The 12,524-nt window shown below is 65.3% G+C and carries 10 protein-coding genes; 8 read left to right on the top strand and 2 right to left on the bottom strand.

All coding sequences use genetic code 11. The features are described from left to right. The first annotated feature begins 268 nt into the window (after positions 1–268). From F6X62_RS01360 to F6X62_RS01385, 6 genes are all read left to right on the top strand, one after another. Positions 269–1,510, top strand: a complete 1,242-nt coding sequence (locus tag F6X62_RS01360; protein ID WP_153772479.1) for an SfnB family sulfur acquisition oxidoreductase — start codon at positions 269–271, stop codon at positions 1,508–1,510. A gap of 92 nt (positions 1,511–1,602) precedes the next feature. Next, positions 1,603–2,784, top strand: a complete 1,182-nt coding sequence (locus F6X62_RS01365; RefSeq protein ID WP_153772480.1) for an SfnB family sulfur acquisition oxidoreductase — start codon at positions 1,603–1,605, stop codon at positions 2,782–2,784. After that, positions 2,784–4,172 (top strand): LLM class flavin-dependent oxidoreductase, encoded by a 1,389-nt coding sequence (locus F6X62_RS01370; protein ID WP_054925365.1) that lies wholly within the window; start codon positions 2,784–2,786, stop codon positions 4,170–4,172. Before F6X62_RS01365 ends, F6X62_RS01370 begins: the two co-directional genes overlap by 1 nt. Further along, on the top strand, positions 4,165–4,965 hold the full coding sequence (locus F6X62_RS01375) for a MetQ/NlpA family ABC transporter substrate-binding protein (protein ID WP_065864446.1): 801 nt from the start codon (positions 4,165–4,167) through the stop codon (positions 4,963–4,965). The genes F6X62_RS01370 and F6X62_RS01375 overlap by 8 nt, the downstream gene beginning before the upstream one ends. A 1-nt stretch (position 4,966) precedes the next feature. Further along, positions 4,967–6,076, top strand: coding sequence for a methionine ABC transporter ATP-binding protein (locus F6X62_RS01380; RefSeq protein ID WP_153772481.1), 1,110 nt, complete (start codon positions 4,967–4,969; stop codon positions 6,074–6,076). Continuing rightward, a complete protein-coding gene (locus F6X62_RS01385) occupies positions 6,066–6,710 on the top strand; it encodes a methionine ABC transporter permease (protein ID WP_153772482.1) in 645 nt (214 codons plus the stop codon). Before F6X62_RS01380 ends, F6X62_RS01385 begins: the two co-directional genes overlap by 11 nt. Before the next feature lie 15 nt (positions 6,711–6,725). Here F6X62_RS01385 and dibA read toward each other — a convergent pair whose 3' ends face one another. Further along, a complete protein-coding gene (gene dibA / locus F6X62_RS01390) occupies positions 6,726–8,621 on the bottom strand; it encodes a phosphodiesterase DibA (RefSeq protein WP_063542190.1) in 1,896 nt (631 codons plus the stop codon). Between the two features lie 252 nt (positions 8,622–8,873). Here dibA and desA point away from each other — a divergent pair, with 252 nt between their 5' ends. Further along, complete coding sequence (gene desA / locus F6X62_RS01395; protein ID WP_153772483.1) at positions 8,874–10,058, top strand: delta-9 fatty acid desaturase DesA; 1,185 nt, start codon at positions 8,874–8,876, stop codon at positions 10,056–10,058. 140 nt (positions 10,059–10,198) lie between these two features. Further along, positions 10,199–11,188, top strand: coding sequence for a sensor domain-containing diguanylate cyclase (locus F6X62_RS01400; protein WP_151925496.1), 990 nt, complete (start codon positions 10,199–10,201; stop codon positions 11,186–11,188). Between the two features lie 10 nt (positions 11,189–11,198). Here the strand turns inward: F6X62_RS01400 and F6X62_RS01405 are convergent, their stop codons facing one another. Then, positions 11,199–12,524 carry a response regulator gene (locus tag F6X62_RS01405; RefSeq protein ID WP_125930998.1) on the bottom strand — a complete coding sequence of 442 codons (1,326 nt, stop codon included), beginning with the start codon at positions 12,522–12,524 and terminating at the stop codon, positions 11,199–11,201.

Below are 12,524 nucleotides of genomic sequence, written 5' to 3' on the forward strand. Positions count from 1 at the left end.
CCTGTGCGGTTCTCTGTGGGTGCGGGCCTTGCCCGCGAAGAGTCCGGCACCTCAGACAAATGCCTCTCTTCTATTCATATTCCAAAGAGTTAGTTCATAAACTTTTTATAAGCACATAAGGTATATAGACCGGACCACCGGACCCGCACACATCCGTCGCGACCAGCTGTAGCGACGCATCTACTTCGTGAGGTTCAGGAATGGTCAGGAACACAATCACCCCAGTGCGTAACGCCAGGGCATTGAGTGCAGCCAAGGAGCGGCACTGATGTCCAGCCAACCCAATACCCAATTCCACAGCGATATCGACAGCTCGCCCCTGCTGCTGCCGGCCAAGGTGTTGCGCAATGACGCCGAGGCCCTGCAAGCGGCCCGCGAACTGGCCGAAGTCGCGCGCCAGCAGGCCTCGCGCCGCGACCAGCAACGCAAGCTGCCGTGGGCCGAGATCGAGCTGTTCACCCGCTCGGGGCTTGGCAGCATCAGCGTGCCCAAGGCCCATGGCGGCCCGGATGTGTCGTTCGCGACCATCGCCGAAGTCTTTCGCCTGATCAGCGCCGCCGACCCGGCGTTGGGGCAGATCCCGCAGAATCAGTTCGGCCTGTTGCAACTGCTGCGCCTGACCGCCAGCGAGGCGCAGCAGGCGCTGATCTTCCGCTCGGTGCTGGACGGCTGGCGCATCGGCAATGCCGGCCCCGAACGCAGCACCAAAGACACCTTGACCCTCAAGGCCCGCATCACCCGCGACGGCGACACCTACCGCATCAGCGGCGAGAAGTTCTACTCCACCGGCGCCCTGTTCGCCCACTGGGTGGCGGTCAAGGCCCTGGACGACGAAGGTCGCCAGCGCCTGGCCTTCGTACGCCGTGGCAGCCCTGGGCTGCGCATCGTCGACGACTGGTCCGGCTTCGGCCAGCGCACCACCGCCAGCGGCACGGTGCTGCTCGACCAGGTGCCGGTGGACGCGGACCTGGTGATCGACAACTGGCGCCAGGCCGACCAGCCCAATATCCAGGGCGCGGTCTCGCAACTGATTCAGGCTGCCATCGACGCCGGGATCGCCGAAGCGGCCATCGACGACGCCATCGCCTTCGTGCGTGACAAGTCGCGGCCGTGGATCGATGCCAAGGTCGAGCGTGCCAGTGACGACCTCTATGTGATCGCCGACATCGGCCGCCTCAAGCTCGAGTTGCATGCCGCCGAAGCCCTGCTACGCAAGGCCGCGCAGGTGCTGGATGAAGTCAATGCAACGCCTATCGATGCCGCTGCTGCGGCGCGCGCCTCGATTGCCGTTGCCGAGGCCAAGGTGCTGACCACCGAGATTTCGCTGCAGGCCAGCGAGAAGCTGCTCGAGCTCGCCGGCAGCCGCGCCACCCTCGCCGAATTCAACCTCGACCGCCACTGGCGCAACGCCCGGGTGCACACGCTGCACGATCCGGTGCGCTGGAAGTACCACGCGGTCGGCGCCTACTACCTCAACGGCACGCTGCCTGCGCGGCATTCCTGGATTTGACTTGAGGGCCTTTCGCGGGCAAGCCCGCTCCTACAGGTGATCGCGATCCTCTGTAGGAGCGGGCTTGCCCGCGAAACGCCCCGGAGAACAACATGACCACATCCGTGATCACCAGCGACGCCCAAGCCCTGGCCGTCGCTGAAGACATCGCCCGGCAACTGCACCGCGACAGCGCCCTGCGCGACCGTGAGCGCCGTCTGCCGCACGCCGAACTGGAACTGTTCACCCGCTCCGGCCTGTGGGCGATCAGCGTACCCAAGGCCTTCGGCGGCGCCGAAGTATCGAACGTCACCCTGGCCAAGGTCATCGCCCGCATCGCCCAGGCCGACGCCTCGCTCGGGCAGATTCCGCAGAACCACTTCTACGCCCTCGAAGTGCTGCGCGTGAACGGCACCCTCGAACAGCAACAGCGTCTCTACGCCGAGGTGCTGGCCGGCAAGCGCTTCGGCAATGCCCTGGCCGAACTCGGCACCAGGACCTCCAGCGACCGCACCACCCGCCTGACCCGCGACGGCGGCGGCTACCGCATCAACGGCCGCAAGTTCTACGCCACCGGCGCGATCTACGCCCAGCGCATCCCCACCTCGGTGGTCGATGACGAGGGCGTGCAGCAACTGGCGTTCGTGCCCGCCAACAGCCCCGGTGTGCAGGTGATCGACGACTGGAGCGGCTTCGGCCAGCGCACCACCGGCAGCGGTTCGGTGCTGTTCGACAATGTCCGTGTCGAGGCTACCGACCTGGTGCCCTTCCAGGCCGCGTTCGAACGCCCGACCACAGTCGGCCCATTGGCCCAGATTCTCCACGCTGCCATCGACACCGGCATCGCTCGCGCCGCAGTCGAAGACGCCCTGCACTTCGTGCGCAACCACAGCCGCCCATGGATCGACGCAGGTGTCGACCAGGCCTCGGCCGATCCACTGACACTCAACAGCTTCGGTCGCCTGAGCATCCGCCTGCATGCCGCCGAAGCACTGCTTGAGCGGGCCGGCGAAATCCTCGACCAGGCCCAGCGCGACAGCAACGCCAGCAGCGTGGCCGCCGCCTCCATCGCCGTCGCCGAGGCCCGCGCGATCAGCACCGAGATTTCCCTGGCCGCCGGCAGCACTCTGTTCGAGCTGGCCGGCAGCCGCGCCACCCTGGCCGAACACAACCTCGACCGCCACTGGCGCAACGCCCGGGTCCACACCCTGCACGACCCGGTGCGCTGGAAGTACCACGCCATCGGCAACTACTACCTCAACGGCGAAAACCCACCGCTGCGAGGGACCATCTGATGAGCAAGCAGATCCTGCTCAACGCCTTCAACATGAACTGCATTGGCCATATCAACCACGGCCTGTGGACCCATCCGCGCGACACCTCGACCCGCTACAAGGACATCGAGTACTGGACCGACCTCGCGCGCCTGCTGGAGCGCGGGCTGTTCGACGGGCTGTTCATCGCCGACATCGTCGGCACCTACGACATCTACGGCGACTCGGTCGACGTCACGCTCAAGGAGTCGATCCAGCTGCCGGTCAACGACCCGCTGCTGCTGGTCTCGGCCATGGCCGCGGTGACCCGCAACCTGGGGTTCGGCCTGACCGCCAACCTCACCTACGAGCCGCCGTATCTGTTCGCCCGCAGGCTCTCGACCCTCGACCACCTGAGCAAGGGCAGGGTCGGCTGGAACATCGTCACCGGCTACCTCGACAGCGCGGCCCGTGCCATGGGCCTGGAACAACAGCCCGAGCACGACCGGCGCTACGACCAGGCCGACGAATACCTGCAGGTGCTGTACAAGCTGCTCGAAGGCAGTTGGGCGGACGATGCCGTGGTCGAAGACCGCAAGCAGCGCGTCTATGCCCGGCCCGATAAAGTGCGCAAGGTCGAGCACCGAGGCGAGTTCTACAAGGTCGAGGGCTATCACCTGTGCGAACCCTCGCCGCAGCGCACACCGGTGCTGTTCCAGGCGGGCAGCTCGGCACGCGGCCTGGCATTTGCCGGCAACCACGCCGAGTGCGTGTTCATCGGCGGCCAGACCCACTCAGGCACCCGTGCCCAGGTCGACAAGGTGCGCGCAGCCGCCCTCGCCGCCGGCCGCGACCCTCAGGCGATCAAGGTGTTCATGGGCATCACCGTGATCGTCGCACCGACCGAGGAGCAGGCCCGCGCCAAGCACGCCGAGTATTTGCGCCACGCCAGCGCCGAAGCCGGTGTGGCGCACTTTGCCGCCTCCACCGGCATCGACTTCGCCGCCTTCGACCTCGACGAGCCGATCAACGCAGGCCAGGGCAATGCGATCCAGTCCGCCACCAAGCTCTTGCAGGACAACGCCTGGACCCGCCGCCGCCTGCTGGAACAACACGCCCTGGGCGGACGCTACGTGACCCTGGTCGGTGCGCCTGACCAGGTCGCCGAGCAACTGATCGGCTGGATCGACGAGACCGGCCTGGACGGCTTCAACCTGGCACGCACCGTCACCCCGGAAAGCTACGAAGACTTCATCGACCTGGTGGTCCCCGAACTGCAACGCCGAGGCCGCTACAAGACCGCCTACGCCGAGGGCAGCCTGCGCCAGAAGCTGTTCGCCAGCCCCAGCGCACATCTGCCCGCTGACCATCCCGGCAGCACCTACCGCACCCCGACCAACGCCCCCACCGGAGCCGCGCATCATGCTTGAGAAACTCTATCGGCCCGTCGCGGCCGCCCTGCTGTCCCTGGGCCTTGCCGGCGCCGCGCTGGCAGCCGAACCCCTGAAGATCGGTACCACGGCCGCCTTCGCCATTCCGCTCGAAGCGGCCGTGGCAGAAGCGCACAAGCAAGGCCTCGAGGTGAAGCTGATCGAGTTCAGCGACTGGATCGCCCCCAACGTCAGCCTCAACAGCGGCGACATCGACGTGAACTACTTCCAGCACATTCCTTTCCTGGAAAACGCCAAGGCCGCAGCAGGCTTCAACCTGGTGCCCTATGCACCGGGGATCATCAACAACGTCGGCCTGTATTCGAAGAAGTACAAGAGCTTCGCCGAACTGCCCGAAGGCGCCAGCGTGGCCATCGCCAACGACCCGATCAACAGCGGGCGCGGCCTGCAGTTGCTGGCCAAGGCCGGGCTGATCACGCTCAAGCCTGGCGTGGGTTACAAGGCCACCGAAGATGACATCGTCGCCAACCCGAAGAAGCTCAAGATTCTTCAGGTCGAGGCCGTGCAACTGGTGCGGGCCTACGACGATGCCGACCTGGTGCAGGGCTACCCGGCCTACATCCGCCTGGCCAACAGCTTCGATGCCACCTCGGCGTTGCTGTTCGACGGCCTGGAGAACAAGGAGTACGTGATCCAGTTCGTGATCCGCCCGCAAAGCAAGGACGACCCGCGCCTGGCCAAGTTCGTCGATATCTACCAGCATTCGCCGGCCGTGCGTGAAGCCCTGAACAAGGCCCACGGCAGCCTGTACCAGGCTGGCTGGGAGGGCTGAGATGAGTAGCGCCAGCGCCCTCAGGGCGCCCGTCCCCCACGCCACGCCGGCCCCGGCGCGCGAGCAGGTATTGCGCCCGGAGGTGAACGAGGCCCATGTACGCTTCATCGGGTTGGGCAAGACCTACCCCGGGCAAGCTCACCCTGCCCTGCACGGCATCGACCTGAACATCCGCCGCGGCGAGATCTTCGGCATCATCGGCCGCAGCGGCGCCGGCAAGTCGTCACTGCTGCGCACCATCAACCGCCTGGAGCAACCCAGCGAAGGGCGCGTGCTGATCGACCAGGTCGACATCGCTCCGTTCGACGAGGATCGCCTGGTGTCGCTGCGCCGACGCATCGGCATGATCTTCCAGCACTTCAACCTGATGTCGGCCAAGACCGTGTGGCAGAACGTCGAGCTCCCCTTGAAGGTCGCCGGCGTGGCCAAGGCCGAGCGTCAGCGTAAAGTGCGCGAGTTGCTGGAGCTGGTAGGCCTGGAACAGAAACACCATGTCTATCCGGCGCAGTTGTCCGGCGGTCAGAAGCAGCGTGTCGGCATCGCCCGCGCGCTGGTGCACGATCCGCAGATCCTGTTGTGCGACGAAGCGACCTCGGCACTGGACCCTGAAACCACCGCCTCGATCCTCGACCTGCTGCGCGATATCAACCAGCGCCTTGGCCTGACCATCGTGCTGATCACTCACGAGATGGCGGTGATCCGCGACATCTGCCAGCGCGTGGTGGTGCTCGAACGTGGCGAAGTAGTCGAGCAGGGCGAGGTCTGGCAGGTATTCGGCGCGCCGCGCCACGAAGTGACCCGCACCTTGCTCGCCCCCTTGCAGACCAAGCTACCCGCAGCCTTGCAGGCCAATTTGCGGGCTCAACCGGTCAGCCAGGACGCTGCCGTGGTGTTGCGCCTGCAACTGGTCGGCGAGCCGGAGCTGTCGGCATTGTTCACCGATCTCGGTGGGCGTGTGCGTCTGCTCCAGGGGGGTGTCGAGACCATTGGCGAGCACGCCTTGGGCCAACTGGTCCTGGCCGTGCGCGGCTCCGCGCTCGGGGCTCATCAACTGCTCGAACGCGCCCGGCGCTGGGCTGCCGATGTGGAGGTGCTGGGTTATGTGGACTGAACGCCTGCTGCAAGGCCTGATCGATACCCTGCTGATGGTGGGGGTGTCTTCGTTGATCGCGCTGCTGGTGGGGATTCCGATGGCGGTGCTGCTGGTCACCAGCGGCAAGGGCGGCATCTACGAAGCGCCGCTGCTCAACCGCGTGCTCGGCGCCTTCGTCAACCTGTTCCGCTCGATCCCCTTCCTGATCCTGATGGTGGCACTGATCCCCTTTACCCGACTGATCGTCGGTACCACCTATGGCGTCTGGGCGGCCGTGGTGCCGTTGACCATCGCTGCCACGCCATTCTTCGCCCGAATCGCCGAAGTCAGCCTGCGCGAGGTCGACCAAGGCCTGATCGAAGCGGCGCAGGCCATGGGCTGCCGACGCTGGCACATCATCTGGCATGTGCTGCTGCCCGAAGCGCTGCCAGGGATCGTCGGCGGCTTCACCATCACCCTGGTGACCATGATCAACTCCTCGGCCATGGCCGGCGCGATCGGTGCCGGTGGTCTGGGTGACATCGCCTACCGCTATGGGTACCAACGCTTCGACAGCCAGATCATGCTGACGGTGATCGTCATGCTGGTGGCCTTGGTGGCGGTGATCCAGTTGGGCGGAGATCGGTTGGCCAAAGGCTTGAACAAGCGCTGAGCTGAAATCGAGTTCCTACGACCAGCGCAGGTTCTCGGCCGCCACGGGCCGTCCGAACCAGTAGCCCTGCCCCAGGTCGCACTGCTGCTCCAGCAGCAGTCGCGCCTGCTCGGCCTGCTCGATCCCCTCGGCATGCACCTGCATACCCATGCTGCGCGCCAGGGCGATGATCACCCGCACGATGGCGATGTCGTCTTCGTCATTGGGCAATCCGGCGACGAAGCCCTGGTCGATCTTCAGCTTCTGCACCGGCAGGCGCTTGAGCCGCAACAGTGACGAATAGCCGGTGCCGAAATCGTCGATCGCCAGGCGCAAGCCCAGTTCGCGCAGACGGTGCAACTGCTCCAGCGCCACCTCCGGGTCCTCCATCACCGCACTCTCGGTCACTTCCAGCTCCAGCAGCGCCGGGTCCAGGCCGGTCTCGTCCAGCACCTCGGCCACTTGCCGATACAGGCCACGCTGGCCGAACAGGCGACTCGACAGGTTCACCGCGACGAAGTCCAGCACTCGCCCCTCGGCTTGCCACTGCACCATCTGCCGACAGGCCTGGCGCAGCACCCAGGCATCGATATCGACGATCAGCCCGGTGCGCTCGGCGATCGGGATGAACTCGCCCGGCGGCACCAGGCCGCGCTCGGGATGCTGCCAGCGCACCAGCGCCTCGACCCCGACCATGCTCCCGGTGAACAGGTCGTGCACCGGCTGGTAGAACACGCGCAGCTCTTCCTGGGCCAGGGCCCGGCGCAGTTCACCGGCGGTCTCGACGCGATGCTGGGCGTGAGCGGTAAGTTCTTCGGTGTACAGCGCATAGCAGGCGCGACCATTGCTCTTGGCCTTGAACAGCGCCGAGTCGGCATTGCGCAACAGTTGCTCGGCGCTCAGCGCGTCGCTGGGGAACAGGCTGATACCGATGCTCGCACCGATGAACAGCTGCTGCCCTTCGAACGCGAACGGCTGGCGGAGGCGTTCGAGGATGCCCTGTGCAGTGGTCGCCGCCTGGGCGACCTGCTGGCACCCCTCGAGCAGTACCGCGAACTCGTCGCCGCCCAGGCGCGCCAGGGTCACGCCGCTACCCAGCTGCTCCTGCAAACGCTCGCCCACCAGCTTGAGCAACTGGTCGCCAATGGTGTGCCCCAGGCTGTCGTTGATGCTCTGGAAGTGGTCGAGGTCGAGCAGCAGCAAGGCGCAGCCACGCTTGTTCGCCTGCGCCGCCGCCAACGCCTGCTCGGCACGGTCGCTGAACAGCAGGCGGTTGGGCAGGCCGGTCAAGGGGTCGTGATGGGCGAGGTAGGCCAGCTCTTGCTCGGAATGCTTGATCGCACTGATGTCGCTGAACACCGCAACGTAGTGGCTCAGCTCACCGCTGTCGTCGCGAATCGCGCAGATCGTCTGCCATTGCGGATAGATCTCGCCACTCTTGCGGCGATTCCAGATTTCCCCGCTCCACTCGCCTTTTTCGGCCAAGGTCGCGTAGATCTGCTGGTAGAAAGGCGCCCCATGGCGTCCCGACTTGAACTTGCTCGGGCGCTGGCCCAGCACTTCGTCCTGGTGATAACCGGTGATGCGCATGAAGGCGCGGTTCACATGCACGATCAGGCCGTTGCGATCGGTCACCAGTACACCTTCCAAGGTGCTGTCGAAGACCGCTGCCGCCATGCGCAGGCGTTCGCGATCCTCGCTGCGCAGACGCGCACCCACGCCGATGAAGTTGAGCAGCCGGGCCCGTGACACGAAGATCAGCAAGGCGCTGAGCAGCACCCAGACCACCACGTTGATCTGCCGCCCGACGGTCAGCGCCAGGTCGTTGTCGGTCATGCCACGCAGCACCCACTCCGACAGCACCAGCCAGAGGAACGACAACACAACGTAGAGCGCAGCCATGCGCAAGGCGTCGCGAACAGAAACAGACATGTCGGGTGCATCAGTCCATGGGAAATGATGGCGCAGTATAAAGGTTGAAACATGCCGTGACTTTAAATCCCGGCTCATAAATAAGTCGCGGTTCCCGCCGTCCCGGCCCGTCCAGCCTGCCTTGGCGACACCCTCGCCGACGGCAAGGTGACCGGCGGTGACGATCCCGGCGAAAGCACGACTGGTTTTATTTCCCCGTCGAGGGATAATGCGCCCGTTGTTTCCCCTGTTTTCCCGAGGGTCTTTCCAACTATGTGGTACAACGGTCTGCTCGACCTGTCGGCCTGGCAACTGGTCGCGGTCACCCTGCTGATGACCCACGTGACCATCGTCAGCGTCACGATCTACCTGCATCGCTACTCGGCGCACCGCTCCCTGGAGCTCAATGCCGGGCTCAAGCATTTCTTCCGCTTCTGGCTGTGGCTGACCACGGCGCAGAACACCCGTGAATGGACAGCGATCCATCGCAAGCACCACGCCAAGTGCGAAACCCCCGACGACCCGCACAGCCCGGTGTACAAGGGCCTGGGCACGGTCCTGCGCAAAGGTGCGGAGCTGTACCGGGAAGAGGCGCGCAACGAGGAAACCCTGCGCATCTATGGCAAGAACTGCCCGGATGACTGGATCGAACGCAACCTCTACTCGCGCTACAAAATGGGCGGCATCGCCCTGATGGCCGTGCTCGATCTGCTGCTGTTCGGCACCATCGGCATCACCATCTGGGCGATCCAGATGATGTGGATTCCATTCTGGGCAGCCGGTGTGGTCAACGGTCTGGGCCATGCAGTCGGCTATCGCAACTTCGAGTGCCGCGACGCGGCCACCAACCTGGTGCCCTGGGGCATCATCATCGGCGGCGAAGAGCTGCACAACAACCACCACACCTACCCCAATTCGGCCAAGCTGTCGGTGCGCCGCTGGGAGTTCGACATGGGCTGGATGTGGATTCGGCTGCTGTGCCTGCTGCGCCTGGCCAAGGTGCAGCGCGTGGCGCCAATCGCCCACCGGGTGGAAGGCAAGGCCTCGCTGGACATGGACACCGCCATGGCGATCCTCAACAACCGCTTCCAGATCATGGCCCAATACCGCAAGCTGGTGATCGGCCCGCTGGTCAAGCAGGAGCTGGAAAAGGTCGACACCTCGGTGCGCCACCACTTCCGCCGTGCCAAGCGCCTGCTGTCACGCGAGACCAGCCTGCTGCAGGATCGCCACCACGTACGTATCGAATCGATGCTGACGCACAGTCAGACGCTCAAGACCATCTACGAGAAGCGTCTGGCGCTGCAACAGATCTGGGCACGCACCAGCGCCAACGGCCACGACATGCTGGCGGCCATGAAAGACTGGGTACACGAGGCCGAAGCCAGCGGTATCCAGTCGCTGCGCGACTTCGCCGCACAGCTCAAGACCTACTCCCTACGCCCTACCGGCGCCTGACTGCCGTTGATCGGCATGCCCCGCCCGAGGGCATGCCGACCGGAACTTCACCCCCCTGCTCGACTCAAAATCGGCATATCGCCCGCGTGGCGGGCCGAGTCGTGGCCGCACGCACATTCGTCGAGATCCGATCCGTGCACATGGCCAAAGAACGTCACCCCTCGATCCAGACCGGTCCACCCCGCCCCGAAGCTGCCCAGACCCTGCTCGCCCTGCTGCATGCCCAGGGTGAAGTGGCGCGCCTGAGCGAGCGCGAGCAGCTCTACAGCTCGCTGCTCGACAGCGTCAACGCCGTGCTCTGGGCCTTCGACTGGGAAACCCGCCAGGTGCTGTACGTCAGCCCCGCCTACGAACGTATTTTTGGCCGCCCGGCCAGCCTGGTGATGGCCGACTACAACGAATGGCGCGATGCAATCCACCCCGACGACCTCGACTACGCCGAGCGCAGCCTGGCCCAGGTACTGCTCCAGGGCACCGTCGAGGACCGCGAATACCGCATCATCAACGGCGCAGGCGAAGTGCGCTGGCTCAGCGACAAGTGCTACATCAACCAACAGCGCGAAGGCGAGCGGGTGATCATCGTCGGCATTGCCGAGGACATCACCGAGAAGAAACAGCTCGAAGGCGAATTGCAGCGCCTTGCCACCACCGACGTCCTGACCCAGAGCAGCAATCGTCGGCACTTCTTCGAATGCGCCCAGCAAGCGTTCGACCGCGCCCGAGAAGACGGCACGCCAATGGCATTCCTGCTCCTGGACATCGACGACTTCAAGCACATCAACGACAGCTACGGGCATCCGGAAGGCGACCAGGTGCTACAGCGCATCGCCGACAGCGGCAAGGCAGTGCTGCGCCGGGGCGATCTGTTCGGCCGTATTGGCGGCGAGGAATTCGCGGCGGTATTCCCAGGCTGCACGGCACAGGTCGCCGAGCAGATCGCCGAGCGCTTGCAGCGAGAAATCCAGCGCCTGAGCTTCACCTACGGCCAGCAGACCTACGGCGTGACCGTGAGCCAGGGGCTGACCGAGCTGAGCGATCAGGATACCGACCTGGACAACCTGTTCGGTCGCGCCGACGCGGCGATGTACCAGGCCAAGCGCCAGGGCAAGAACCAGATCGTGCGCGGATGAGCGGTAGCGCTCACGGTTTTTCCGTGGCGCTGTCTTCGTCGGTGTCCTGGGCCTGAGGCACCTCTTCCACAACCTCAGCTTCAACGTTCGCGGCTTCGACCTCAGGCGTTGTGATCACCGCCGGCGGCGCGGGTGGCTCGCGCAGGCGGTTGAGCTCAGGCAGGCCGAGCTTGAGCAGGCGTGCGGTCTTGCTGCTGGCGATCTTCTCGTTGCCCTGGGTCGGTAGTGCCCGCGACAACTGGCCGGCCAGGTTCATCGCCAGAATCTCTCGCGAATACACGCCACCACCCAGCTGATAGATCGCAGCGATCAGCTCGCGCAGGTTCAGCGGCAGGCGCCAGCGGGTGCGCAGGGCCGAACCGAATGGCGCGCCAAACTCATTGAGCGACAACTGCACCTGGTCTTCGTCCAGCTCGCCACCGGCCAGACGCCACTCCTGCAGGGTACGCAACACGGCCAGGTCACCCAGGCAATGCAGCAGGCCCGCGCAGTAGCAGCGCTCCTGGTCCAGCTCGAGCATGCGTGCCAAGGTACGCGCGAATTCGGCGGTATGCAGCGAGATGTTCCAGAAGCGCGCGGCATGCTGCGCCAGCAGCGGGTCGCTCAAGCGTGCGCTGCGCTTCAGCGTGAGGCCCAGGATCAGGTTCATGCTCTGGGTGCTGCCCAGCTTGTTCAGCGCCTGCAGCAGGGTCTGCACCGGCGCATCGCTATGCATGGCGGCACTGTTGGCCGCGGCGATGAGCACGCCGGTGATCTGCGGGTCATTGCGCACCTCCTCTTCCAGCACACGCAGGTTCAGCCCCTGCGGGTTGAGGGCGCGCTTGATCGCCACCTGTACATCGGCAAACAGCGGGCCGCCATCGGCAGTAGCGCGGCGCTGCTCGAGGTAGGCCGGCAAGCTGGCACCCGGCTGAAGGGGCGGCACGGGGCAGGCGATCTGCTCGCCGACTTCGAGCAACAGGTTTTCCAGGCGTTTGCGCAGGTTGTCCAGGTTCAGCGGTTTGCTCAGGTAGGCGGTGGGATGCAGCGGCAGCGCTTCTTTCACACTGGCGCTGTCAGTGCGTTCGCTCATGAGGATGAACGGCAGCCCAGGCTTGTCGCTCTTGGCGCGCACCTTGCGCAACAGGTCGAGGCCATCGACACCGGACAGCTCTCGGGCGGCGATGATCAGGTCGGGCTTGCTCGACAGCGCCGTCAGGGCCTGGGAGCCATCGGCACAAACCTCCAGCCGGGCATCGCAGCGCACGCTGAGCAGCATCTCGCGAAGCATGTCGCGCACCCAGGGATCGCTCTCGGCGATCAGCACGCGGGGTGGGAGGGGGTCTGCAGCGCTCAT

It is taken from the genome of Pseudomonas sp. MNR3A, from assembly GCF_009650575.1.
Taxonomy (GTDB): domain Bacteria; phylum Pseudomonadota; class Gammaproteobacteria; order Pseudomonadales; family Pseudomonadaceae; genus Aquipseudomonas; species Aquipseudomonas machongensis.